The sequence below is a fragment of the Brenneria sp. L3-3C-1 genome (assembly GCF_016456245.1).
GTDB lineage: Bacteria > Pseudomonadota > Gammaproteobacteria > Enterobacterales > Enterobacteriaceae > Brenneria.
This window is the reverse complement of sequence record NZ_JAEMHF010000008.1, coordinates 1-22,617: the sequence shown is the minus strand read 5'-3', so window position 1 is coordinate 22,617 and position 22,617 is coordinate 1. Positions and strand designations below refer to the sequence as shown.

General features: G+C 54.0%; 25 protein-coding genes and 3 pseudogenes. 16 read left to right on the top strand and 12 right to left on the bottom strand.

Annotated features, from left to right (window positions below):
* Window positions 1-172: 172 nt before the first annotated feature.
* The gene (gene licT, locus JG725_RS14915) at window positions 173-1,009 is read left to right on the top strand and encodes a BglG family transcription antiterminator LicT (protein WP_150437372.1); all 837 of its coding nucleotides are present in this window, start codon (window positions 173-175) and stop codon (window positions 1,007-1,009) included.
* Between the two features lie 111 nt (window positions 1,010-1,120).
* Here licT and JG725_RS14910 read toward each other — a convergent pair.
* From JG725_RS14910 to JG725_RS14890, 5 genes and pseudogenes are all read right to left on the bottom strand, one after another.
* A pseudogene (locus tag JG725_RS14910) lies at window positions 1,121-2,269 on the bottom strand (IS3 family transposase).
* 236 nt (window positions 2,270-2,505) lie between these two features.
* Window positions 2,506-2,673 carry a hypothetical protein gene (locus tag JG725_RS14905; RefSeq protein WP_172290870.1) on the bottom strand — a complete coding sequence of 56 codons (168 nt, stop codon included), beginning with the start codon at window positions 2,671-2,673 and terminating at the stop codon, window positions 2,506-2,508.
* A 351-nt stretch (window positions 2,674-3,024) separates the two neighbouring features.
* Window positions 3,025-4,047, bottom strand: a complete 1,023-nt coding sequence (locus tag JG725_RS14900; protein WP_150435047.1) for an IS110 family transposase — start codon at window positions 4,045-4,047, stop codon at window positions 3,025-3,027.
* A gap of 95 nt (window positions 4,048-4,142) precedes the next feature.
* A pseudogene (locus JG725_RS14895) lies at window positions 4,143-5,173 on the bottom strand (IS630 family transposase).
* A gap of 82 nt (window positions 5,174-5,255) precedes the next feature.
* Window positions 5,256-5,527, bottom strand: a pseudogene (locus JG725_RS14890) (helix-turn-helix domain-containing protein).
* Window positions 5,528-5,628: 101 nt separating this feature from the next.
* Between JG725_RS14890 and JG725_RS14885 the strand changes: the two are divergent.
* Entirely contained in the window at window positions 5,629-5,889 is a 261-nt protein-coding gene (locus tag JG725_RS14885) for a helix-turn-helix transcriptional regulator (protein ID WP_172290869.1), read from the top strand.
* A 10-nt stretch (window positions 5,890-5,899) separates the two neighbouring features.
* Here the strand turns inward: JG725_RS14885 and JG725_RS14880 are convergent, their stop codons facing one another.
* The gene (locus JG725_RS14880) at window positions 5,900-6,226 is read right to left on the bottom strand and encodes a helix-turn-helix domain-containing protein (protein WP_172290868.1); all 327 of its coding nucleotides are present in this window, start codon (window positions 6,224-6,226) and stop codon (window positions 5,900-5,902) included.
* Between the two features lie 126 nt (window positions 6,227-6,352).
* Complete coding sequence (locus tag JG725_RS14875; RefSeq protein WP_172290867.1) at window positions 6,353-6,754, bottom strand: H-NS family nucleoid-associated regulatory protein; 402 nt, start codon at window positions 6,752-6,754, stop codon at window positions 6,353-6,355.
* A 204-nt stretch (window positions 6,755-6,958) separates the two neighbouring features.
* Between JG725_RS14875 and JG725_RS14870 the strand changes: the two genes are divergently transcribed.
* The 9 genes from JG725_RS14870 to JG725_RS14830 all read left to right on the top strand — a co-directional run bounded on the left by JG725_RS14870 (window position 6,959) and on the right by JG725_RS14830 (window position 14,202).
* Window positions 6,959-7,273, top strand: a complete 315-nt coding sequence (locus JG725_RS14870; protein ID WP_172290866.1) for an RAQPRD family integrative conjugative element protein — start codon at window positions 6,959-6,961, stop codon at window positions 7,271-7,273.
* Complete coding sequence (locus tag JG725_RS14865; RefSeq protein WP_172290865.1) at window positions 7,270-7,503, top strand: TIGR03758 family integrating conjugative element protein; 234 nt, start codon at window positions 7,270-7,272, stop codon at window positions 7,501-7,503. Before JG725_RS14870 ends, JG725_RS14865 begins: the two co-directional genes overlap by 4 nt.
* Window positions 7,504-7,629: 126 nt before the next feature.
* A complete protein-coding gene (locus JG725_RS14860) occupies window positions 7,630-7,887 on the top strand; it encodes a TIGR03745 family integrating conjugative element membrane protein (RefSeq protein ID WP_233356446.1) in 258 nt (85 codons plus the stop codon).
* Window positions 7,887-8,246: a TIGR03750 family conjugal transfer protein gene (locus tag JG725_RS14855; RefSeq protein WP_150437847.1), complete on the top strand. Its 360-nt coding sequence runs from the start codon at window positions 7,887-7,889 to the stop codon at window positions 8,244-8,246. Before JG725_RS14860 ends, JG725_RS14855 begins: the two co-directional genes overlap by 1 nt.
* Window positions 8,243-8,881: a PFL_4703 family integrating conjugative element protein gene (locus JG725_RS14850; protein WP_112092717.1), complete on the top strand. Its 639-nt coding sequence runs from the start codon at window positions 8,243-8,245 to the stop codon at window positions 8,879-8,881. Before JG725_RS14855 ends, JG725_RS14850 begins: the two co-directional genes overlap by 4 nt.
* Window positions 8,878-9,705, top strand: coding sequence for a TIGR03749 family integrating conjugative element protein (locus JG725_RS14845; RefSeq protein WP_199378699.1), 828 nt, complete (start codon window positions 8,878-8,880; stop codon window positions 9,703-9,705). Before JG725_RS14850 ends, JG725_RS14845 begins: the two co-directional genes overlap by 4 nt.
* A complete protein-coding gene (locus tag JG725_RS14840) occupies window positions 9,702-11,111 on the top strand; it encodes a TIGR03752 family integrating conjugative element protein (RefSeq protein WP_112092719.1) in 1,410 nt (469 codons plus the stop codon). Before JG725_RS14845 ends, JG725_RS14840 begins: the two co-directional genes overlap by 4 nt.
* Entirely contained in the window at window positions 11,111-11,506 is a 396-nt protein-coding gene (locus JG725_RS14835) for a TIGR03751 family conjugal transfer lipoprotein (RefSeq protein WP_112092720.1), read from the top strand. The genes JG725_RS14840 and JG725_RS14835 overlap by 1 nt, the downstream gene beginning before the upstream one ends.
* 2 nt (window positions 11,507-11,508) lie before the next feature.
* Window positions 11,509-14,202: a conjugative transfer ATPase gene (locus JG725_RS14830; RefSeq protein ID WP_112092721.1), complete on the top strand. Its 2,694-nt coding sequence runs from the start codon at window positions 11,509-11,511 to the stop codon at window positions 14,200-14,202.
* Window positions 14,203-14,358: 156 nt separating this feature from the next.
* On the opposite strand, the gene JG725_RS14825 is transcribed toward JG725_RS14830, so the two are convergent.
* Window positions 14,359-15,288, bottom strand: a complete 930-nt coding sequence (locus tag JG725_RS14825) for an AraC family transcriptional regulator (RefSeq protein WP_199378697.1) — start codon at window positions 15,286-15,288, stop codon at window positions 14,359-14,361.
* A 120-nt stretch (window positions 15,289-15,408) separates the two neighbouring features.
* Here JG725_RS14825 and JG725_RS14820 point away from each other — a divergent pair, with 120 nt between their 5' ends.
* Window positions 15,409-16,296 carry an SDR family oxidoreductase gene (locus JG725_RS14820; RefSeq protein WP_199378695.1) on the top strand — a complete coding sequence of 296 codons (888 nt, stop codon included), beginning with the start codon at window positions 15,409-15,411 and terminating at the stop codon, window positions 16,294-16,296.
* 230 nt (window positions 16,297-16,526) lie between these two features.
* On the top strand, window positions 16,527-16,664 hold the full coding sequence (locus JG725_RS20690; RefSeq protein ID WP_370541768.1) for a hypothetical protein: 138 nt from the start codon (window positions 16,527-16,529) through the stop codon (window positions 16,662-16,664).
* 324 nt (window positions 16,665-16,988) lie between these two features.
* On the opposite strand, the gene JG725_RS14810 is transcribed toward JG725_RS20690, so the two are convergent.
* Window positions 16,989-17,633 (bottom strand): VacJ family lipoprotein, encoded by a 645-nt coding sequence (locus JG725_RS14810; protein ID WP_172290862.1) that lies wholly within the window; start codon window positions 17,631-17,633, stop codon window positions 16,989-16,991.
* Window positions 17,634-18,527: 894 nt separating this feature from the next.
* Here JG725_RS14810 and JG725_RS14805 point away from each other — a divergent pair.
* The 3 genes from JG725_RS14805 (at window position 18,528) to JG725_RS14795 (ending at window position 20,998) form a co-directional block, all read left to right on the top strand.
* Complete coding sequence (locus JG725_RS14805; protein ID WP_112092783.1) at window positions 18,528-19,178, top strand: TetR/AcrR family transcriptional regulator; 651 nt, start codon at window positions 18,528-18,530, stop codon at window positions 19,176-19,178.
* A 423-nt stretch (window positions 19,179-19,601) separates the two neighbouring features.
* A complete protein-coding gene (locus tag JG725_RS14800) occupies window positions 19,602-20,066 on the top strand; it encodes a hypothetical protein (RefSeq protein ID WP_112092784.1) in 465 nt (154 codons plus the stop codon).
* A gap of 173 nt (window positions 20,067-20,239) precedes the next feature.
* The gene (locus JG725_RS14795; RefSeq protein ID WP_199378693.1) at window positions 20,240-20,998 is read left to right on the top strand and encodes a DUF2145 domain-containing protein; all 759 of its coding nucleotides are present in this window, start codon (window positions 20,240-20,242) and stop codon (window positions 20,996-20,998) included.
* 374 nt (window positions 20,999-21,372) lie between these two features.
* On the opposite strand, the gene JG725_RS20685 is transcribed toward JG725_RS14795, so the two are convergent.
* The 3 genes from JG725_RS20685 to JG725_RS20675 all read right to left on the bottom strand — a co-directional run bounded on the left by JG725_RS20685 (window position 21,373) and on the right by JG725_RS20675 (window position 22,287).
* The gene (locus tag JG725_RS20685) at window positions 21,373-21,657 is read right to left on the bottom strand and encodes a transposase (RefSeq protein ID WP_223881710.1); all 285 of its coding nucleotides are present in this window, start codon (window positions 21,655-21,657) and stop codon (window positions 21,373-21,375) included.
* Between the two features lie 174 nt (window positions 21,658-21,831).
* On the bottom strand, window positions 21,832-22,014 hold the full coding sequence (locus JG725_RS20680) for a hypothetical protein (protein WP_223881709.1): 183 nt from the start codon (window positions 22,012-22,014) through the stop codon (window positions 21,832-21,834).
* 27 nt (window positions 22,015-22,041) lie between these two features.
* Entirely contained in the window at window positions 22,042-22,287 is a 246-nt protein-coding gene (locus tag JG725_RS20675) for a hypothetical protein (protein WP_233356443.1), read from the bottom strand.
* Window positions 22,288-22,617: the final 330 nt, after the last annotated feature.

Genomic DNA, 22,617 nt, shown 5'->3' with positions numbered 1-22,617 from the left:
TCATTTCCTATTTTTCCGTTATGCGACTATTCTAACCTCCCGGCTTAGTTGAATGAAAATACTGGATGTTGCTTCATATTGAATTAAAAAAATAAAGTGCTATTTTAGCATGCATATCTGTTACTTTATTGGCAGGTAAACCTGAATCTTTCAGATTTTTTCTGAGGTTATGATGAAAATTGCCAAAGTCATTAACCACAACATCGTTGTGGTCTTGGACGAAAACCATCGAGAGCAGGTCGTTATGGGGCTCGGCATAGGATTTAAAAAAAAAACCAACGATATGCTTGATGACAGAAAAGTTGAAAAAATATTTTCTTTAAAAAATGATGAAATCACGTTCAGATTAAGCGAGCTACTCGGCCAGATTCCTATTGAAGTGATGACGACATGCGATCGTATTATCAACGTATCAAAGCAAAAACTGGGGGAATTGCAGGAAAATATTTATATCTCACTTACCGATCACTGCTACTCCGCGCTTGAACGCCATAAGAAAGGCATCAATATCCGCAACGTATTGTTATGGGAAATAAAACGTCTTTATCCTAAAGAATATCAACTGGGTCTTGAAGCGATTGATATCATTGACAATCGTCTTGGCGTCAGAATGACTGAGGATGAAGCGGGCTTCATTGCATTACATCTGGTCACTGCTCAACTCGGTCATGAAATGCCAGAAGTAATCCACATTACTCAAATAGTAAATGAAGTTCTGGATATCACGAAATATCAGCTCAATTTGGAGTATAAAGAGGATAACTTAAGTTACCATCGCTTTGTTACTCATCTAAAGTTCTTTGCGCAACGGATGCTGAACCGCTCTACGGTTCAGGATGACGATACCAATTTACACTCTGCGATCAAAATCAATTATAGTCAAGCGTGGGAATGTGCGGAAAAGATTAAAGCGCATCTGCTGAATCACTATCAGTATGAATTAACAATAGAAGAAGTGATGTTTCTTGCCATTCATATCGAACAGATTCGTAAAGATAACCGGTGCTAAGTCGAACATGATAACAACTGCAAGGAATTAAGGTTATACGTAATCTGGTTTGTCGTCTTTAAGCGTATCGTTACTCCTGACTGATCTTGCCCAGCAACGGTGGACACAGCCTTAAGCGAGGTTTCTTTCCTCAAATTGCACCGGGCTTAGCCCGCCGTTGGCACTATGCCGTCGGCGCCAATTGTAGTCTATCTCGAATACTCGAATACCGCCGATTTCATCTCCTCCCGCGTGTTGAACCTCTCTCCGTGGATTAGCTCCACTTTCAGGCTGTGGAAGAAGCTTTCCGCACAGGCGTTATCAAAACAACAGCCCTTTGCGCTCATACTGCATATCAGTCCATTGTCTTTTATAACACCCTGATAATCATGGGAACAATACTGGCTACCTCTGTCAGAATGAACTATCACGCCTCGCGGCATCTTTCGCCGCCACAGCGCCATTTTCAACGTATTGCACGCCAGTTCCGCCGTCATTCGTTCCGACATTGACCAACACACCACCCGACGCGAATACAGGTCGATAACCACCGCCAGGTACAGCCAGCCTTCCTCTGTCCACAGATAGGTGATATCCCCAACGTACTTCTGGTCCGGCCCCGTTGCACTGAAGTCCTGTTGCAACAGGTTCGGCGCCACCGGCAGGTTATGCCGGCTGTTTGTCGTGGCTTTGAACTTACGCGCCGCTCTGGCCCGTAATCCCTGACGTCACAGACTGGCTGCCACCGTTTTACGGTTCCAGCCATGGCCGGCTTCACGCAACGCCTGCGTCAAACGGGGCGCGCCATAGCGCTGTTTTGCCTGTATAAAAGCTTGCGCCACCCGCTCATCACACTGCTGGCGGCGCATCTGCCGCAGCGAGGAGGATTGCCGGCGCTTCAGCCACTGCGCGAGACACGCAACACCCGGGCCAGGCTTTTCACTGAGAACGCCGCCTGATGTTGGTGTATAAAAGCGTACTTCACTTCAGGCGTCTGGCGAAGTAGGTGGCCGCCTTTTGGAGGATGGCCAGTTCCTCATCCCGCTCGGCCAGTTGGCGCTTGAGGCGGGCGATTTCTGTTGCCTGTTGCTGCTCACGCTCAGAGGTGGAGCCCTGCTGACGTTGTTTACTGCGCCAGACGTAGAGTTGAGAGTCGTGCAGGCCGAGCGCCCGGGCAGCTTTGGCCACACCGATGCGCTCAGCCAGCGCCAGCGCCTGCTGGCGAAATTCCGGGGTATATTGATTACGGGATGTCTTCTTCACAGATTTTGCTTGCGTCATGGTTCACCTTGTTAACGATTTTACTCGCTTAACAGCGTGTCCACTATTCGTGGGTAGGATCAGACAGCTCAAAGTCCGACGTACTGGTCAGTGGGAAAAACAGTGTTGTGCTCCGATTGATTAACCGATACGGAGAAATTTATGAGAATGTTTTGGTTCGTCATTACCTGCGCCATCTATCAACCAAACACGCAAAATCAAGTGCTCGTCGCTCCATAACTCTCAGCTGTTTATAGTTAGGCAAAATTCTCTTCAACAAGACTGACACTGACGCCCCTAGCTGGCAGAACAAGCGACTGGTTTTTCATCACAAAATTGCCACTCAACAATGCTTTTCTATCTTCCCACGAATAGATCACTTCTATCGCCTTCGCTGAGGTAGTAAAACTGAAAAATACCGCCATACCCTGTACCATTGATACAGCACTGGGCAATCGGCAGGATGCTAAATTACTGATAGTTCACCACCCATTCGACTTTTTACTAGCGCCAAAATTTCCGTTTCGTCCTCCGGCGATAGAACCTGAAATGCTAAATAGCTTATATGGACACCTCCCCGATACAAGTACGGGCAGATCTTTTTCTGACAAAGTAGCCACACACATATATCCGGCTTCGTGAGCCCTGATGAACATCCGCACTCTCTGCCCTCATTAGTGCCATGGCTTGTTACAGCCCGGCTATTTGCCAGGTTTACAAAGAGTCGGTTCTACCTGTCAGCACATCAACTCTTGGGACTTATTAAAATCAGTTAGTTACTTGATCATGTACGCTGTCTTCTGGTTTATAAGCGCCCAGGCTATTCGGGCATTTTTGTTGGCAAGCGCCACTACAGCCTTATTCACGCCACTTCGGGCAATAACACCCTTCAGCCATCGCTGAAAACCACCACACCGTTCTTCCGGGAGGTTAATAATCCGGTAAACCACTGAGCGAGCGCCGTGGATAAGTAACCCACGCAGATAACCATCTCCACGTTTTGTTATCCCGGGTAGTCTGACCTTACCACCACTACTGTACTCTTTCGGAACCAGACCCAGATAGCTGGCAAAGTGCCGGCCATTCTGAAAATCTGTGCTGTCACCCAGCGCCACCGTCAGGGCTGAAGCGCCCAGTGGCCCGATACCGGGTATGCTTTCCAGCCGGAGAGTATCCTCATTTTGCTGACTGATACGCGCAAGACGCAGGTCCGGTTCTTTAATTCGCTGCTGACTGCCCTGAAGTTCCTGCAACATTTCGTGGAACAGTTGACGGCTGAGCGTGGTGAGCTCATTTCCCGCATCCTCCAGGTAATCTGGCAGGCACGCCATGATTTTATGGGCCCCTTCCGGTATGGCGATACCGTATTCCAGGCCCAGACCCCGTATCTGGTTAATCAGCGCGGTTTTGTTTTTCATCAGCCGCTGGCGAACCCTGTGCAGACACTGAATATCCTGCTGTTCAAGAGATTTCTCCGGCACATAGCGCATACTCGGGCGACTGTCAGCTTCTACAATTGCCGCTGCATCATTTTTATCGTTTTTACTGCCCATCCTGAAGGGAGCGACATACTGTGGACTGATTTGCCTGACGTCATGTCCGTATTGCCTGAACTGGCGAGACCAGTAATTCGCACTGCCGCACGCTTCCATTACAATACGGGACGGAGGCTGCTGAGCAATGAACGCCATCAGTTTTTCACGGTTGATCATTTTGTTCGCTTTCTTCCTGCTCTGCGCAGACACGATGTTCACCTGAAAAACTCGCGTTGCCAGATCAATTCCGATAATTTGTTCCATGGGACACCTCTTCATGTTGCTGTTGGTTTGCACTTACAGCATGGCTCACTGAGGCCTTTGTGGGGAGGTGTCCATTTCATTAGCGCCTAATATCGCTACATTTTTGCCAGCCCATGCCTGCCTCCCGGGAATGGGCTGACGGTTTCCATAAAATAACGAACTTTATTCAACAGTTGCCACATTGAACGGCACTGATGGTTGCGGGTGATTGTGTCGTGCAGTGCCTGCCACAGACGCTCAACATGGTTAACCCACGGCGAGTAAACCGGCTGGGAAATCACCCTGAACTTCGGATTCTGTTTCAGCCAGCGCTGCGTTTCCCGGCTTTTATGGATAATATAATTGTCCACAATGAGGGTGATCGTTTTTGCCCGCCGGTACGTTGTCTTCAAATGCTTTAACAGGCTGATAAATAAGACTGAACTTTTGCTGCTGCCTCCAGCATAGCTGACTTTACCTGTGCTGCTGTGTAACGCCCTGCCAGATAGTACTTTTCATTCTGACCGGGCGTCACTATGCGTTTCTGCTGGCCGCGTACCTGCCAGTCCGCGCCGATTTTGGGGTTGAGATGGATATCCACCTCATCTTCGTAAAACACCGGGTTTTCTGTGCTGCATTTCTCCAGCGCCTGATGAATTTCCGCCATTCTTTCTTTTTTGTGCGGGTCGCGGATGCACAGTGTGGGAGCAGCTTTTCGCCACACCAGTCCGATAGCGGGTAACCAGCGGCGGAGTGTCCCGGCATGCACCTGAAAACCCGGTTATCTCATTGATTTTTATTGCCATCAGTTCTGTGCTCCAGCGGGAACGCTGATAACCAAAATCGCCTGGCGTGTGTTTTACCAGTCGACGCAGCAACGCACAAATATGCTCATACGGCCACTGACGCCCGCGCCCCGCAGGTAAAGAGACGAGACCTTCAATACCCGACAGCGTAAACCAGTTAATCCAGCGTCCCACTGATGAGCGGGCACAGCAGAGCGTTCTGGCGACGTCGCTGACACGTTCGCCCCAATGTAACATCAACATGGCGGTCAGTCTGCGGGCATGGTTTTATCACGTGTTTTATGGATAGTTTTCTGCATCAGGCGCCGTTCGGTACGGGGTATTGGTGCAATGTTCGGCATCGCTCAGTCCGGTTGGTGATTTGTGATGTTTGGTGATTGATCAGATCGCATAATCCGGACGGAGTTCCCACAAATTGATCTACTATTCCGCGCAGCTATTTAGGCTCAGGCCAGCCAGTTCATCATCAGCGGTATAAAAATAGGCTAACGACACGTCCAGCACATCCGCTTGCCGTTGAATCGTCTCGGAGTCGGCCTCATGCACGCCCTTTTCATAGCGATTGATACGGGGACTGGCGACAAACTCATCGATCCCGGCCTCAATGCCGAGTTGTTTTTGCGATAGCCCTTCCCCTGGCGCGCCTGCTTAAGCCGCTGATAGAAAATAGCGTGGTAATTGGGTTTGCTCTTCATGGCTACGATAATCGTAGTTTTTTTGCTTGAACGTCATACTACGAATAATGTAGCATCAGGTGGTACATGTTCCTTTTACGACGAAAAGTTAGGGGATTTACATGAAAAACGACTGGCATCAGGCGGATATCATCGCCGCCTTACGCAAACAGAGTACGACCATGGCCGCGCTTTCTCGTTCTGCCGGATTGAGTTCATCGACGCTGGCAAATGTTCTGACACGTCCCTGGCCGAAAGGAGAATGGTTAATCGCCGAGAAGTTGGGCATTTACCCTGCCGAGATCTGGCCAAGTCGTTACTATGATTCTGAGGGAAGATTAATCGACCGTAAGATAAAAATCAGAGGGAAGCGGGCTAAGTAACACGAACGCATTACCTGATCCATTTATTTTCCAGCGAGGCAAGCAGCGCATTTTGTTGAGCTGCCGATAGTTCGGCAAATTTCAGGATCATCTTAGCCAGATTATCGTCGTCTGCATAGAAGTACGCCAGCGGGACTTGTAAAGCCAGCGCCAGATGGCCGGCTGTCACGATATTGGCTTCGTGTACGCCTTTTTCATACCGGTTGATACGCGTACTGGCAACGAACTCGTCAATCCCGGCGGCGATACCCAGCCCTTTCTGGGACAGCCCACGAAGCTGACGGGCATCCTTTAAACGTTTACTGAAAATATCACTGTGCGATCGATGAGCATTCATAACTACGATAATCGTAGTTATGAAGAATTACCGATACTACGATTATCGTAGCCGGGTGAATGATTTGACAATGTATTTGGCGCAGTAATCGATGTCACTCATGCCCGGGAACATCTGAGCCAGACTTCAGATGGCAAAATCTTCCAGTGTCTTGCCGTCCTTTTCAATGGCTTCACGGATGACGGCAGGGGTTCGGCCTTGCCCAGTCCATGTCCGCTCGTTGCCGTTTTCATCCGTGTATTGATATCTGGCGGGACGAGGCGTGCGTTTGGCTTTGGCTGGCCGGTTTTTTACATCGCCAAGCAATTCAGCAGGATCAATACCGTCTTCCAGCAATCTGGCGCGTAAAGCCTCTATTTTAGCCTGCCGTTCAGTCTGTTCCTGCTGATTTCGGGAGTCTTCCTCGCGGCGATCTTCAACAATGGCCGTCAGTTTCTCCAGCATCTCTTCCAGCGTTGCCAAATCGGTTTCGCGTGCCAAAGCGCGCAGGGAGCGTATGTTATTTAATACCTTAAGAGTTTCACTCATTTATCGTCATCCTGATGGTTATCAATCAGCGTTATCTTACAGGAGAGACAGGATTCTGAACTACTCGTTCAGCACAATAGCGTCTGATGCTCCAAACGCCTTCCCCAAGAATTTTCTTTTTTTCCGCTAATCAGTTGATTGCGGAAACCGTTTAACCGCTCTGGCACGCTGCAAGCCTCCCCTCAATTGTCTCTGGAGGCCAGAATGACTTTTCTTTCGCGACTGTGTTTATCCGCCATGCTGCTGGCCGGTCCGGTTTATGCCGCACCGACGACGGAACAGGCCAGTCTTGCCCTGATGCTAACGCAACTCAATCATATCGAGTCCACCCTGCAATGTGCGCAGACACAAGCCGCCCAGGCCCCGGCTGAACGCTTCTTTTTCGATTACACGCAGGCCTACGCGGATATCGGAACTATCCGTACCGGTATTGAGCACTATCTGATGCCGGCCCGGGCGCAGCCTCGCCACATCATCCCACTTTCAGGCCGTTACCGGCTTGAGGATGCCGCGCAATGACGTCTGAACAAATCACCGCGTTTCAGGCGGGAAGTTCCGCACAGCCCGCCGAGGTCAACGTGGTGGTGCTGGGATTATTGTGCGCCGCGCTCTTCGTGTGGGCCGCCTGGGTGCTGCTGCGCTCTTGGCAGGCTTATTCCGGCAACGCGCTGACGCTACGCCAGTTCGGCGGGATCGCCGCCCGCACCACGCTATTGCTTCTGGTCTGCTTCTGGCTGGTTCTCAGCTAATACCCCGTCTTCTTTAATGCCGTTCATCCGGAGAGTGCCATGTCTACAAAACACCTGATCCGTCGTTTTTATTTCGCCGTCTTGCTGTCCGCCTGTTCATTTTCCACCTATGCCGATTTACCCACGATGGAAGATCCCTCTCGCGGCAAGGGCAGCGGCATCATGGATACGCTTAAAAATTACGGCTACGACATCGTGATCCTGCTGTCGCTGGGCGTCTGCGCCGTAGGTTTTCTGGTCGTCGCCAACAGTTGCATCGCCACCTATTCGGAGATCCAAAACGGTAAAAAACAGTGGAAGGATCTGGGCGCCATGGCGGGCGTCGGCGCCATCCTGCTGGTCGTGACCATCTGGCTGCTGACGCAGGCCAGCGAGGTGCTGTGATGACATTGACGATCGATTTTCTGCCGGACCGCCTCAATCGCGAACCGGTCGTGTTTCGCGGGATGACGGCTTCCGAGCTTTTTATCTCGCTGGCTGCCGGCTTCCTGTCGGGACTAACCGGCGGAATACCACCCGCGCTGTTACTCGGCGTCTGGGCGCTGATCCCCACCGGCGGACTGGCAGGCGCCGCGCTCGCCATTCTGGTCGGCGGACGCTATCTGGCGCGCCTGAAACGGGGGCGACCGGATACCTGGCTATACCGCTCGGCGGACGCCTGGCTGGCCCGTCAGGGTTTCGGCGATCCCCGTCTGGTGCAAAGCAATGCGGTCTGGTCTACCCGCAGGAGCGTGAAATCATGAGCCAGTTCAAACACGCGCTGGCCGCCCGCGATGCGCATATTATCACCCTGCGTCTGGCGCTGGGCCTGCTGCTGGTGATTATCGCCGCACTCTGGTACGGCTGGCAAAGCGCGCCACGACACCTGACCATTCATAATCCGCCCGATCTGCGCGCCGGCAGCACCCGTCCGTGGTGGGAGGTACCGCCGGGCAATGTCTACGCCTTCGCATTTTACATCTTTCAGCAAATTAACCGCTGGCCCGTTGATGGCGATCGGGATTATCCGCGCAATCTTTCCGCACTGAGCGCCTATCTGACGCCCGCCTGCCGGGCGCAACTGGAGCAAGACTACCGTCAGCGCCGGGACGCCGGAGAATTGCGCGACCGGGTGCGCGGCGTTTATGAAATCCCCGGACGCGGCTTTAACCACAAACGCGTGGAGGTGCTGGATCGCGATCGCTGGACGGTCACCCTCGATCTTACCGTGGATGAATATTATCGCGCGGAGCCCGTCAAGCGTGCGCTGGCACGCTACCCGTTAAGCGTCGTGCGCTATGACGTGGACGCTGAAAAAAATCCCTGGGGACTCGCACTCGACTGTTTTGCCCGCCCCCCGCAAAAACTGGAAGCGACGAGCGCAACGGAGGAAAAATGAAAAAGGTCATCCTGCCTCTCCTGCTTTTGTTCTGCCCTTTCTTCGCTACCGCAACAGAGCTGGTGCAATGGCAACGCATCCCTCTGCCGGTTGAACTGCATGTCGGCCATGAACGCGTGCTGCTTATCAACAAAAACGTCCGCGTCGGCTACCCCGCCGAGCTCGGCGACAAACTACGGATCCAGAGCAGCGGCGGAACGGTCTACCTGCGGGCCAGTAAACCGTTTACCGATACCCGTCTTCAGCTCCATGACGTGGAGAGCGGCGAGCTGATTTTACTGGATGTGCGCGCCGCTGACGGCGATGCGCTGGAGCCGCTGGAACTGCGTTACGACGAAGCGGTTTACCGTAACGATATCCCCGACAGGCCGGATACCGAGGCCCCGGCCGATAGCGTCGCGGAAACGCCTTTCCCCGTGCCGGTCGCGCTCACCCGTTATGCGGCGCAAATGCTCTATGCGCCGTTGCGCACCGTCGAGCCGGTCGCGGGAATTCGCCAGGCTCCCGCGCGTCTGCCCGCTACCGTCACCACGTTGCTGCCGACTGAGCCGGTAACCGCCACGCCCCTGGCGGCCTGGCAACTCGACGGCTACGCGGTCACGGCCATCAGGCTGCAAAACCGCAGTCCGGGCCGTATTCACCTCGATCCACGCACGTTACAGGGTGCCTTTGTCGCCGCCACGTTTCAGCACGACTGGATCGGCGCACAGGGTACGCCGCAAGACACCACCGTGGCGTACCTGGTCACAGACGGCGGCGCGGATCGCGCCATACTGCCGGAGCCGCCCGCTGTCGAAAAAGGGAACAAGGGGGCAAAACGATGAAATTACAGGCCAACAACCTGTTGAAACTGCTTCTCCCCTGCCTGCTGCTGGGCGCAGGATTTATCGGACTGAAATCCTGCCAGCCCGCCGGCAGCGAAAAAAGCGAGCAGGACGAACATGCCGCGGCCGATTTAAGCGGCGACGAGCTCACCGCGCTGGGCATCGACGGCGATACGCCCCGGGATACCGTCGCCACGCTGGTCGGCCAGATGAAACAGTACCGTCAGGAAATGGCGGAAATGCGTGAGAACAGCGCCGCGCTGGTTCAGGAGAACCGGCGGCTACGTGAACGCGACCAGAATGTGGAAAGCCGCATCAATAACGCCATCAGCCGGGAGCGCGAGACGTTCAGTTCAGCGCTACAAAAGCAGCAGAGTACCCTGCTGGACAGCGTTCAGGAGAAACTCAGCCAGCTGACGCAGAAGCCCGCCGCCGCGGACGATATTCCTCTCGGACTGGGGCTGGAAAATCAGGGGGTTCCCGCTGGCGCCCTGCGCTGGATAGAGCCTGCCGATGCCATGCCCGTGGACAAACGCGGTCAACCCGCCGTTTCCGGCGTGCAGTTCCCGATGCCGTTCGGCTTAGCCGGAGATAGCGCGAACGGTCGGCAGAAGGAGGCTCAGGGTGAGGACACGTCAGGCAAACGTGCAGCTAAAGAGGTTGTGCCGATTTACACGCTGCCAGAAAACAGCACCCTGACGGGTTCGGTCGCCATGACCGCGCTGCTGGGGCGGATCCCGATTAACGGCACGGTCAGCGATCCGTATCCCTTCAAGGTATTGATCGGCCGCGATAACCTGACCGCCAACGGCATCGAACTGCCCGACGTCGAAGGCGCTATCGTTTCCGGTACGGCATCCGGCGACTGGACGCTCTCCTGTGTGCGCGGTACGCTTCACAGCATCACCTTCGTCTTTCGCGACGGCACCGTGCGTACCGTTCCGCAGGCCGCCGGTCAATCAGGCCGTGGCGGCAACAGTTCACAAAACAGCGGCAGCGGGATCGGCTGGCTGTCCGATCCACACGGCCTGCCCTGTATTCCCGGTGAGCGTAAATCCAACGCCGCAGAGTATCTGTCGTCGCAATTTTTACTGTCGGGATCGTCCGCAGCCGCCAGCGCGTTCGCCAACGGACAGACCACCTCCACCGTGGAAGACGGTTCGATCACCTCCGCCGTCACCGGCAACAGCGGACAGTATGTCCTGGGGCAGGCGCTGGGCGGCGGCCTGAAAGAATCCGCCGACTGGTTCAAACAGCGCTACGGTCAGATGTTCGATGCCGTTTACGTCCAACCCGGCCACCCGGTCGCCTTACATATCACGCAACAACTCGCCATTGATTACGAAAAACAGGGCCGCAAAGTGAAATACGCGCCGGCCACCGGCAATAAAGGAGGACTGGACTGATGAAACGCCACTTTCTTTCTCTTCTGCTGCTGACGCTGGCAGCTACAGGATGCAGCACCTCGCAGGAAACCCTGCTGCCGGTGGATGAAAACACCACCATGCTGAGCCTGTGGGGACGTCAAACCGGCGACAACCGCACGCTGTATGACCAGCGCAGCCTGCTGCGCCGCCCGCTGGAACAGCCCCTGACGCAAGAGCAGCAGTCCTATACCCGCACCGCCGGAAACGAAATCCGGGCGCAGTTCCGACGCCTGCCCAACCCCGATATGTTGATGTATGTCTACCCACACCTGACGGACGGCGAACCCACGCCGGTGCCGGGCTATTCCACCGTATTTCCTTTCTACACGCGGGTGCAGTACGCCATGCCCGGCGAACGCACGGAGGCGCTGTAATTATGCAGACCGCACAGCCTCGTACCGGGAAACTCACGCAACAGGCGGCGAACGCCGCGTATCAGAAAGGCCCCTCCTTTGTCGATTTGCTGCCGTGGGTAGAATACCAGCACGACAGCCAGACGTTACTGCTTGACGACGGCCGCTCGGTGGGCGCTGTTTACAATATCACCCCTGTCGGCACCGAAGGCCGCTCGCAGCAGCATTTATCCGAGATCCGGGATATCGTCAAAGACGCGCTTCAGGATACCTTTGAGGAGTTGGATAGCTGTCCGTGGGTAGTGCAGTTTTTCTGTCAGAACGAGGACGATTTCAGCGGCTATCTGCAACAGCTACGCGACTATGTGACGCCGGCAGCGCAAGGGTCGGCATTCAGCGAAGCCTGGCTGAGCGAAATGGAAAAGCACCTGAACGGCATCACTCGCACCGGCGGTCTGTTTTTTGACGATGTGGTGACTCGCACGCCGTGGCGGGGGCAAATTCGCCGCACCCGGCTGGTGATTTACCGCTATTCGCCGGCCAGAACGCAGCCCAGCGACCTGTCGCCGGAGCTGGCGCTGAATAATGCTGGCGACAGGCTGGTATCCGCGCTGGCGGGCGCCGGACTTCACGCACGACGTCAGACCGGCGCCGACGTTCAGCGCTGGCTGACGCGCTGGTTTAATCCTGCCCCGCCGTGCGACGACCGCCAGGCATTTTACGGCATGGCCCCGGAACAAGATCCCCTCGACGAAGCAACGCCGCCGGTCATGACTGATTTTGCCGAGTCACTGCTGTTCAGCGAACCTGTTTCCGACGCGCGTCAAGGGATTTGGTGCTTTGACCGGCTGCCTCACAAGATTGTGACGGTTGATCGTTTACGCAAACCACCGCGTATCGGCCATCTGACCGGGGAAAACCGCAAGGGCGACGGCATCAATGCCCTGTTCGACCTGTTGCCAGAATCCGCCATCATGGCGCTGACGATGGTGGTTTATCCGCAGGACCGGCTGGAAGCGCACCTGAACCGCCTGGCAGACCGCGCCATCGGTGAAAATGTCGATTCGGAATACACAAAGAAAGACTGCCGGGACGTCAGACAATGGCTGAAAGCAGGCCATAAAATGTATCGCAGTACGCTGGCATTCTATCTGTCGGGCCCGGACGTTGCGGCACTGAACCGGCAAAGCCGGGAACTGAACAGCGTATTGCTCAACGCCGGACTGGTGCCGGTACAGGACGGTGATGAAGTGGCGCCGTTAAGCAGCTACCTGCGCTGGCTGCCGATGTGTTTCGATCCGGGCCGCGACAAGCGTCATCTGCATACCCGGTTTAATTTCGTGCAGCATATCGCCAATCTGCTGCCGGTCTTCGGACGCGAAACCGGCACCGGGCATCCCGGCATCAGCTATTTCAACCGGGGCGGCGCGCCGTTCGACTTTGATCCCCTGAATCCGGCCGATCGAGCCAAAAACGCGCATCTGTTGCTGCTGGGGCCGACCGGGGCGGGGAAATCGGCCACCCTGAATGGCAAAATCGCCCAGTTGATGGCGCTGCACCGCCCCCGCCTGTTTATCGTCGAGGCGGGAAACAGTTTTGGGTTGATCGCTGACTATGCGAAACGGCACGGACTGACGGTCAACAAAATTAGCCTCAGACCCGGCAGCGGGCTCACCCTGCCGGTCTTCGCCGACGCATGGCGGCTGGCGGAGCAGGATATCAGCGCCGACCTGCCGGATAGCGACGAGGAGGAAAAACAGGACGATGACGACCAGCGCGATATCCTGGGTGAGATGGAGATCACCGCCAGACTGATGATTACCGGTGGCGAAGCGCGGGAAGACGCGCGTCTCACTCGCCCTGACCGCGCCATGATCCGCCAGGCGATCATCAATGCCGCCACGACGTGCCACCGGGTCGGGCGTCAGACGCTGACGCAGGATGTGCGCGATGCGCTGTTCGACCTCTCCCGCGACGCCACGCTGCCGGAACCCCGCCGCAACCGGGCCTATGAAATGGCGGAATCCATGAACATGTTCTGCTCCGGCTTCGAGGGTGAGTTGTTTAACCGGGAAGGACAGCCCTGGCCCGATGCCGATATCACTCTGGTCGATCTGGCCACGTTCGCCCGCGAAGGCTACGAGGCCCAGCTTGCCATCGCCTATATTTCATTGATTAATCACATCAACAATATCGGTGAACGCGATCAGCACCTGTCCCGCGCTATCGTCAATATTACCGATGAAAGCCATATCATCACCGTCAACCCGCTGCTGGCGCGCTTTCTGACCAAAGGCTCAAAAATGTGGCGTAAACTCGGTATCTGGCTGTGGCTGGCGACGCAAAACCTGGCTGACTTTCCGGATGACGCGAAAAAGCTGCTGAACATGATTGAATGGTGGGAACTGCTGGTTATGCCGCCCGAGGAAGTAGAACAACTTGAGCGCTTCAAAATCCTGACCGAAGAACAGCGCCTGTTGCTGTTGTCCGCGCAGAAAGCCCCCGGTAAATACACCGAAGGCGTAGTGTTAGCCAGCAAAGTGGAAGCGCTGTTTCGGGTGGTCCCGCCCAGCCTGTTTCTGGCATTGGGGATGACGGAAAAACACGAAAAAGCGCAACGGGCTCAACTGATGCGGGAGCAAGGGATCAGCGAACTGGACGCCGCTATTCTGGTGGCCCAAATACTGGATGAAAAGCGGGGGCTGATGACAATATAATGAGCGGGATTAGAAGTTTGCTGAGTTACTTCCCTGTACGCTGTACACCTCTTTTCCCCCTAAAGGAGGCATATTCCATGGCATTAACCAATGCCGTCGTCCGGCAGGCCAGCACCACCGGCAAAATCTAGACCCTGAACGGATACCGACGGTCTGTCATTGTTCGTGGCTGGTAAAGGCGCGAAGAAGTTGTTGGCGATGCTCACGCGGAGAACATCCCCACTCTTTTTTAAACGCCCGACCAAACGCGCTATCACTATTGTACCCGGCGGACTGCGAGATCTGAGTGATTGAATCGCGGGAATTTCTGAGGCGCTCTCCTGCAAGCAACATTCGCCATTGGGAGAGATATTTCATCGGCGTGATGCCGACCTTGCGCTTAAAATGTTCGGTAAAAACGGTCCGGGACATACCAACCCGCTTTGCCAATTCCTGCAAAGTCCAGGGGAAAGCTGGCTCTTGGTGCATATAAGTAATCGCGGCTTTGAGCTGCGGATCGGAAAGGGCAAACATCCAGCCAACGTGTTCATTCCCTTTCTGCTGAAGGAATACCCTTAGCGCCTGAACCAGCATGATTTGTACCAGTTGCTGCGCGATCAAATCACCACCCGGTTGGGGCACGCGCATCTCTTCTCGCAGACATTCCATGGCATTACGCATAACCTTTTGCCCGATACCTTCGGTGACCGGTATCAGTGGGGGCAGGGAATGCAGCAGGATATTGGCATGGGCGCTGCTGAAGGTAAAACGTCCACCAAGAATAAACGCCCCATCCCGGGGCGCTTGCATTGTTAGCGCTGAGCCCGTCTCCTTGTCCGGCGGGATAAAAGGCTGCGGTAGACTGTCGGGAGCGGTCGCCAGACAAAAGGGGGCGCCGGAAGGCAGAAACACACAGTCGCCCGATTTTAGAAAGATTGCCTCCTGGCTCCCGGTGACAGCGACCCAGCAGTTTCCGTCGATAACAACGTAGCATTTGATGCCCTGGTGTCGCCTGAATTCAAGCCCGGTTCCCGCAGTTAGGGGAAAACCGCCGGAGATATAAGCCTCCAGTTTGAGCAATGACAGAACTTCTGAAAGAGGATCCATAAAATACCGTACGATCTGCATAGAATAACGAATTTATAGCAGAGACCGTACCGATCATCCTCTTTTACACTGACACTTAAGGGTGAAATAGTTAATCTGAACTGCTTACCGGGGGAAATTATGAATATATTTTTAACGGGAGCCACCGGTTTTATTGGACTCGCGATCACCACAGAACTTATTCGGGCTGGCCATCGGGTAATGGGCCTGGCTCGTTCGGATAAAGGCGAACAACTTCTTGCTCGTGTCGGAGCAGAAACTCATCGGGGAGCGCTGGAAAATATTCAAAGTCTGGTTGACGGGGCACAAAAGGCCGATGCGGTGATTCATTGTGCTTATGACAACACTTTTAGCCATCCGGAAGAGATGGTGAAAAAAGAAACCCAGGCCATCAAAGCGCTGGGAAGAGGGCTACAGGGCTCTACACGCCCCTTGATCATTACTTCTGTTGCAGCCATGGGCTGTGCCGCGCCGGGTCAACTGGCTACCGAAGATTTTTATGATCCCGCGACGCGGAATCCGCGTAAGTCAACCGAACTGGCCGGGGCCCGCGTAGCAGACAATGGAGTCAACGTTTCGATTGTCCGGCTCCCGCAGGTCCATAATGAGTGTAAACAAGGGTTCGTCACTTCACTTATCTCGCTTGCCAGAGAGAAAGGGGTATCCGCTTATGTGGGTGAGGGTACCAATCAGTGGGCCGCCGCTCATCTTCTTGATGTGGCTACGCTTTACAGGCTTGTGGTGGAACAACCGCAATCCGGGCTGCGTTACCATGCGGTAGCAGAAGAAGGCATTCCTCTTCGTGATATCGCGGAAGCGATTAGCGTGGGCCTGGATGTCCCGCTGGCCAGCCTCTCCTCGGAAGCCGCTAACGCCCATTTTGGCTGGCTGGCGATGTTTGCACAGATGGATATGCGGGCATCAAGTGCGCTGACCCGGAAACGCCTAGACTGGCACCCAGCCCATCCGGAATTGCTTCAGGATATCGAGCGATACTTTTCGCTTTAACCTGCCAAATCGCCTACTGTAGCAAAAAGGCCGCTAAAGGAAACTTAAGCGGATTTTCTGTGCAGCTAATCTGACTATCCACTTAGCTTGGCATTTTTGCACTGATAATCATACTTGGCTGTGTCCCATAACTATTTTTTGTACAAAACGGAGCATGGTTCAACCACAAAAAGTCCTTTAATTTGGCTCGTTACGATTTTCCTGATGATGCATGGTTTCTAATTTCCCCCATGCTGCCTCCTGAGAGAGGCTCTTCCAGAGGTGGGCGACCTTACCTTGCACACAGACATGTTATGAATGGCATATTTTGGGTTCTGTGTTCTGGCGCAGAAAACTCAATATCCGGTTGTACGAAAAACGCAATGTAGTGGAACGCTGCTTTGCAACATTAAAAGAAAATCGTCGGATCGCTATACGTTCAGAAAAAACAGCAAGAAACTATCTGAGCATGCTCAAACTGGGGACGATCCAGTTATTTTTGAGGAGGCTGTTGAGCTAAGGGATACAGCCTAACTCATATCCTATCCGCGCAACAGGAGAAAAGTCGGGGGGAGCCATAACCCCAGGCTCCCTCTCAATATTTTGGAATAAGGCCTAACAGTTAAATGTGGTGCGAGTTATGTTCGTAACTAATTAATCTGGCGAAAGATGCCGATCGCCGTGGCTGTTTTTACCCCTCCCTCTGGCGTTCATCACGGATCCTGAGCTATCTGACTATCGCGTCGCTGTATCCAGGCATCACGCACCAGCACATATTCGTCCTCCGCCTGCTTGCGGGCTTCGTCCATGGGGAACGCGCGCGCGCGCCCATCCACCAGTTTCATGACTTGCAGCGTGTATACCACTCCGCTGTTTTCCACGTAGCCGATGGGAGACAGAGGTTGGTCGCCGACCATGCTCACGGTGTCGCGGACGGTACGAGGGCCGAGTAAAGGCATCACGAGATAACGGGAATCGCGCCAGCCCCATGTGGCAAGCGTTTGCCCAAAGTCCTCACTGGATTGCCTGGATAAGCCGATGTGGGACGCCGGATCGAACAGGCCGCCGATCCCGATGGTCGAGTTGACAACAAAGCGCCCCAATGATTGGGCGCCCTGGCCCGGCCTGCCTTGCAAGGTGTGATTGACCGCCGTTGTCGGTTCGCTCAGGTTCTTGAAGAACCGCGTCACACTTGATTGCACCGACTCTGGCGTGATCTTCTCATAGGTGATCGCTAGGGGACGGGTCACGTATCTGTCGATGCCATTGTTGACACTGTGCATCCGACGGTTGAATCCCTCCCACGGATCCCGCGTGGAGCCTTTCGGGCCGGGCGGAATAGTGTCGTTAGCCGACATAAGGGGGGGCATCGTCCGGGCGACTGGCGCATCTCCCGCAGACCGAGATGCGGCTGGTGCCGCAGCCGTCTCAGTTCTAGCGGAACCCGCTATCCCCATTGCGCGGGTGGCTTTCAAGTCGGGGGTTGAAGACTCATCGGCCCGACCAACGACAATCGGCGTAGGGGAACTTGAAGCGACGGCTTTCTGCTGCACGTTATCGCCGGCGCAAGCGCTGGTAACCAGCACAACCAGGGTAAGCAGGATGAAGCGGCATGCATTCATAAGTGTATTCCTTTCCTGTTGTGAAGAAGGCGTTGGTCAAGCCGGAATTATCATCAAGCAGTCTGGCCGCCTGACGCGCCCCCATTCAGCAACGTGGCCCGGCTATGCAGCAGGGAGCGGGAAAACACATCTGCTTGCCATGTTCTTCCCGCAACAGGCGGTGCTGTAGGGGGTGAGAAACCTTATACCATAATGAACGATCGGTCAGTAGAACTTTTTCAGCAAGTTTCATCAACTTCAGTTGCTGATTTTTTGTGATGAGAGGAAACATAGGTTGCCCCGGGCTGGGGAGCTATTCATTGATGGTTTAAAACGCCCGGTATGCGAGAGCGGTCAATAAAAGAGAGCGTTGGACGCCCCCGTGCTTTACACTCTGACGAACCAGGGCTGCGCCCATAGCTTGTTGGCCACGAGGCGGCTAGCCAATACCCGTTTAGTCGCATTTCTCGCCGTCAGTGATGCAGTGGTCTGCGATAAATGGCGCGCGACGTTGCATTCGTTTCAATGTTGACAGCCTTGAACGACGCCAAAGCGAGGGAAATGCTTTCCTCCTGGCCCCGTTAATTTCGTCGGATATGTTTAGGTGCTTCGCACAGATCTTGCGATCCGGCGCTTACATGACACGGCAGCATGAAGAAAAAAAATCCATCAGCCTCCTTGGCCGAGGTTGCTCCCAAAAAGAAAAGAACACGTTTGCCCCTTGAGGTTCGGCGCCAGCAGATCCTCGAAGCGGCGCTGATTGAGTTCAGTGCATTGGGCTTTACCGCCGCCAGCATTGCCAGGATCGCTCGCCGGGCTGGCATATCCAAAGCCAACGTCTATGTTCATTTCGCCAACAAGGACGATATATTCGAGACGCTCCTTGAGCAATTGATGAGCCGCTCGGAAAGCAACTGGAGCTTGTTGCGGGATGTGGAGAACGCTGACGAGCTGGTCGAGCGCCTTGTCGATTTTGCCTACGGCGGGTTAACCGACGACACAATTGCGATTGCCCGACTTCTCATCACCGAAGGGCATCGAGTGCCGCACCTGCTCGCAAAATGGGATGCGGGGAATATGCAGGGGCGCAGGGAGCGTCAAGCGCTTATTGATGGGTTCGTGGCGGCCGGAGTCGTAAAGTCCAGTCCATTGACCGAGAATTTCAACCTTGTGATGGCCCCCGTTGTCTATTCGGCCGTGGCTCAGATGGTAATGGGTAAGGAGAAGGCACAGAGCGAACTGCAAGCAATCAAAGAAACGCATCGCAAACTGTTGACTTTATTATTACGCCCTGGCGAATAGTTACTCTCCGCGTTGTCTCCTTCCCCGGTTTGTGCAGCTCGCTAGGGGCGGGCTGCCTGCTCCTTTCGCACTCGGAGTGGCCATACGATCTCTTTGTCTCTGGCCCCGAGTCTGTCGCCAATAGATATGTTGATATTGTCGCTTCGGGTATTTACTGTCCGATCATTCGGTAGTAGATTAGATTGATAATGAACGATCGGTCATTAGTAATCTATCGTTATACAGTCAATATCGTCCTCGAGCATCAGACTCTGGGGCTGACCGTATCGACCACAAACCCATGGCGCACGACACAAATCTTAAGCCGGAATAGTCGTTGCTGCGGGGTTGTCATAAAGCATAAAGAAAGGTGTCGGCATTGAACCGCCACTTTTTCTTAGCAAGAGCAACGTAGTCAATGTTTGCTTTACTTAAGGAGCCACTATGGCGTCTCTAACGATTTTTCGTCTTGTCTGTATCATGGCAATCACCGCTGCTTCATTCCACGCGCAGGCTGAAATCTTCGCTTCATCCGCATCCTCCGCCTCAAGTGCCGGCTCGGCATCCAGTGGGAGCGTATCGGATTCGTTAAGTGGATCGAGCGACAGCTCAAAGGATGATGAAAAGACGGCGGGCGGCAACTACCGCATCATTGATGTCGCTGACGCGCCTGACCGCACCGGATTTCGCCGTGTCACCATGCAAGGCAATAATGCTCAGCGGCATCTCGTGCTAGATCTGCCCCAGGCGGTTCTCGACACGCAAGACCTGGAGGCCGGCGACATCGTACTTGCGCAGCAGAGGGTCTATGGTCTCGAATTCGCTCGTGGCGATACGCAGGAAGCTTTTTACCTGGTACTTGCTGACAACTGGCATGACGATCTCGCCGCGCGCGCCGTTACCCAGTGATGAGGAAGCGCTGCCAGGTAGCTTGGATTCTAACCGTGCTCATGCTCGCCACCGGGTGCGCGAAACGTCCTGTCACATCGTCTCCCCAGACTTCAGTGGGGTCAGACTTTTGTGATCGCACACAGCAGTTTTCCGCGGTTCAGCAGGATCGCTTGCTGCGATTCGCTGCGGTCGTGAACGAAGAACTCGCCGCAACCGACGGGGATACGGTATTGATTAGTCGCTCCGGTCTTGACCTGTCACGCTTTAATATCCGCTATTCACATGCTGCTGTGGCGCTGCGTGGCGAGGATGGTCGCTGGACCGCTCGCCAGCTCTATTACGCCTGCGATGAAGGACGCCCACGAATCTATGATCAAGGGCTGGCTGGGTTCGTTATGGGAACCGAAAATGCATCTCTCGGTTATATCTCGATCATCAAGATCCCTCCGGTAGCCGCACGGAAGTTGCGTTCAGCGGCACTCGACAAGCGGCTGGCCTTACGGTTGCTGGCTGCGAACTACAGCGCCAACGCCTATGCCTTTGGCCTAGACTATCAGAATTGTAACCAATGGGTCATGGAGTTGCTTGCTGTGGCGTGGGGAAACCTTGCCGATGGTGCGGACTTACGCGGGCGAGCGCAAGATTGGCTTCGTAAGGCACCCTATACGCCTGACCCCATTGAGATCCCCTCGCGTTGGATGATGTTGGCATCGACTTTTGTGCCATTGGTACATCTGGACGATCACCCCAAGGAGGATCGTGAGGCCATGCGCCTGAAAATCAGTTTACCGCAAACTGTCGAAACCTTCATTCAGGAGAAAATTCCAGGCAGCGAACGCCTGGAGGTTTGCCTCGATGGCCAGCAAGTCGTCGTGAGCCACGGATGGTCTCCTATTGCGGCAGAATGTCAGCCGGGCGCAGGGGATCGTGTCGTCGCCTTGGTCGATTGACGGAAAACGGCGGACACCACATCAAACGGATAAACGTTATTGCTGGACTCAGTCGCGGTTTCACCATGACGCTTGATATCAATTCGTTTCTCTGGATATACGCTTGCGGTGGATAATATCCGGGAAATGTCGGCATGATATTTAACGCCTAAATAACTCATATGGACACAGACCCAATGCAAGCGTGGGCGTTCCTTTTCTCTGACAATGTAGTCACAAACCTATATTCGGCGTCAACGAGCCCTGATGAACATCCGTATTCTCTGGCCTCATTATCGCAATGGTCTGTTATAACCAGATTATTTGTCAGGTTCACAGAGAGTCGGTTCTACCTGTCATCACATCAGCTCTTTGACTTTACTTAAAAATTTATATCACGTCTGTACATAAATAGTTTGCTGATTGACCACTGCCCAGGCCATTCGGGCATTCTTGTTTGCCTGAGCGACAACGGTTTTGTTCACGCAACTTCGGGCTATTATCCCCCTGAGCCAGTGTTGCAGGCCGTTACAACGTTCATCGGGAAGGTTACCGATTCGGTACACCACTGAGCGAGCGCCATAGATAAGAAGACCACGCAGGTAAGCATCACCCTGTTTTGTTATGCCCAACAATTTAACTTTTCCACCACGGCTGTACTCCTTCGGGACCAGTCCCAAATAGCTGGCAAAATGCCGGCCGTTTTAAAAATCGGAACGGTCCCCCGGTGCAATCGTCAGTGCGAATGCGCTCAAGACACCAATGCCCGGTAAACTTTGTAAGCGGGTTGTATCCTCATTCAGTGACCCGATATGCTCAGGGCGTTTATCGAGTTCTTTTAATCACCGCTGATATTACCTGAGCTCCTGCAACAACTCATGAAATAACTGCCGGCTCATTGCCGTCAGTTCATTTTCTGCGTCTTCCCGATAATCGGGCAGGCATGATGCCACTTTGTGTGGCTCTTCCGGTATGGCGATACCGTATTCCAGCCCTGACCCTCGTATTTGATTGATGAGAGCAGTTCTGTTTTTCATCAGACGCTGGCGACCCCGGAGCAGGCATTACATATCCTGCTGCTCCAGACTTTTTCCCGGTACATAGCGCATCCCTGGATGGCTATCAGCTTCAACGATGGCAATGGCATCATTCTTATCGTTTTTATTCCCCATTCTGAACGAGACAACATACCGGGGGCTGATTTGTTTAACATCATGTCCGTATTTTCTGAACTGACGAGCCCGGTAATTTGCACTACCGCAGGCTTCCATGACTATCCCTGACGGTGGTTGTTGAACAATGAAAGCCATCAGTTTTTCACTGGGTTACCATTTTGTTGGCTTTTATCTGTCCTTGCAAAGTGGCAATGTGTAATTGAAAAACTCGCTTTGCCAGATCAATTCCGATAATTTTTTCCATTGGACACCTCTTCCATTTTGCTGTTGGCACACACTGACAGCATGACTCATTGAAGCCGATTGTGGGGAGGTGTCCATTTCATTATCGCACATTGTGATCTCTTCCCATTAAACAGGACCAGGCTAAACTGGAGTTTTCTGCCCTTCTTTTCCTTAAAAAAGAGGCAATCCGGCCATGAAAAAGATCCGCTGTACTGAAGAGCAAATTGCTTTTGCCCTGAA

Coding starts and splice junctions, on each gene's coding strand:
- licT (WP_150437372.1), top strand. CDS start 173: ATGAAAATTGCCAAAGTCATTAACCACAACATCGTTGTGGTCTTGGAC.
- JG725_RS14905 (WP_172290870.1), bottom strand. CDS start 2,673: ATGGCGGTATTTTTCAGTTTTACTACCTCAGCGAAGGCGATAGAAGTG.
- JG725_RS14900 (WP_150435047.1), bottom strand. CDS start 4,047: ATGGAACAAATTATCGGAATTGATCTGGCAACGCGAGTTTTTCAGGTG.
- JG725_RS14885 (WP_172290869.1), top strand. CDS start 5,629: ATGAAAAACGACTGGCATCAGGCGGATATCATCGCCGCCTTACGCAAA.
- JG725_RS14880 (WP_172290868.1), bottom strand. CDS start 6,226: ATGAATGCTCATCGATCGCACAGTGATATTTTCAGTAAACGTTTAAAG.
- JG725_RS14875 (WP_172290867.1), bottom strand. CDS start 6,754: ATGAGTGAAACTCTTAAGGTATTAAATAACATACGCTCCCTGCGCGCT.
- JG725_RS14870 (WP_172290866.1), top strand. CDS start 6,959: ATGACTTTTCTTTCGCGACTGTGTTTATCCGCCATGCTGCTGGCCGGT.
- JG725_RS14865 (WP_172290865.1), top strand. CDS start 7,270: ATGACGTCTGAACAAATCACCGCGTTTCAGGCGGGAAGTTCCGCACAG.
- JG725_RS14860 (WP_233356446.1), top strand. CDS start 7,630: ATGGAAGATCCCTCTCGCGGCAAGGGCAGCGGCATCATGGATACGCTT.
- JG725_RS14855 (WP_150437847.1), top strand. CDS start 7,887: ATGACATTGACGATCGATTTTCTGCCGGACCGCCTCAATCGCGAACCG.
- JG725_RS14850 (WP_112092717.1), top strand. CDS start 8,243: ATGAGCCAGTTCAAACACGCGCTGGCCGCCCGCGATGCGCATATTATC.
- JG725_RS14845 (WP_199378699.1), top strand. CDS start 8,878: ATGAAAAAGGTCATCCTGCCTCTCCTGCTTTTGTTCTGCCCTTTCTTC.
- JG725_RS14840 (WP_112092719.1), top strand. CDS start 9,702: ATGAAATTACAGGCCAACAACCTGTTGAAACTGCTTCTCCCCTGCCTG.
- JG725_RS14835 (WP_112092720.1), top strand. CDS start 11,111: ATGAAACGCCACTTTCTTTCTCTTCTGCTGCTGACGCTGGCAGCTACA.
- JG725_RS14830 (WP_112092721.1), top strand. CDS start 11,509: ATGCAGACCGCACAGCCTCGTACCGGGAAACTCACGCAACAGGCGGCG.
- JG725_RS14825 (WP_199378697.1), bottom strand. CDS start 15,288: ATGGATCCTCTTTCAGAAGTTCTGTCATTGCTCAAACTGGAGGCTTAT.
- JG725_RS14820 (WP_199378695.1), top strand. CDS start 15,409: ATGAATATATTTTTAACGGGAGCCACCGGTTTTATTGGACTCGCGATC.
- JG725_RS20690 (WP_370541768.1), top strand. CDS start 16,527: ATGCTGCCTCCTGAGAGAGGCTCTTCCAGAGGTGGGCGACCTTACCTT.
- JG725_RS14810 (WP_172290862.1), bottom strand. CDS start 17,633: ATGTCGGCTAACGACACTATTCCGCCCGGCCCGAAAGGCTCCACGCGG.
- JG725_RS14805 (WP_112092783.1), top strand. CDS start 18,528: ATGAAGAAAAAAAATCCATCAGCCTCCTTGGCCGAGGTTGCTCCCAAA.
- JG725_RS14800 (WP_112092784.1), top strand. CDS start 19,602: ATGGCGTCTCTAACGATTTTTCGTCTTGTCTGTATCATGGCAATCACC.
- JG725_RS20680 (WP_223881709.1), bottom strand. CDS start 22,014: ATGAAAAACAGAACTGCTCTCATCAATCAAATACGAGGGTCAGGGCTG.
- JG725_RS20675 (WP_233356443.1), bottom strand. CDS start 22,287: ATGGCTTTCATTGTTCAACAACCACCGTCAGGGATAGTCATGGAAGCC.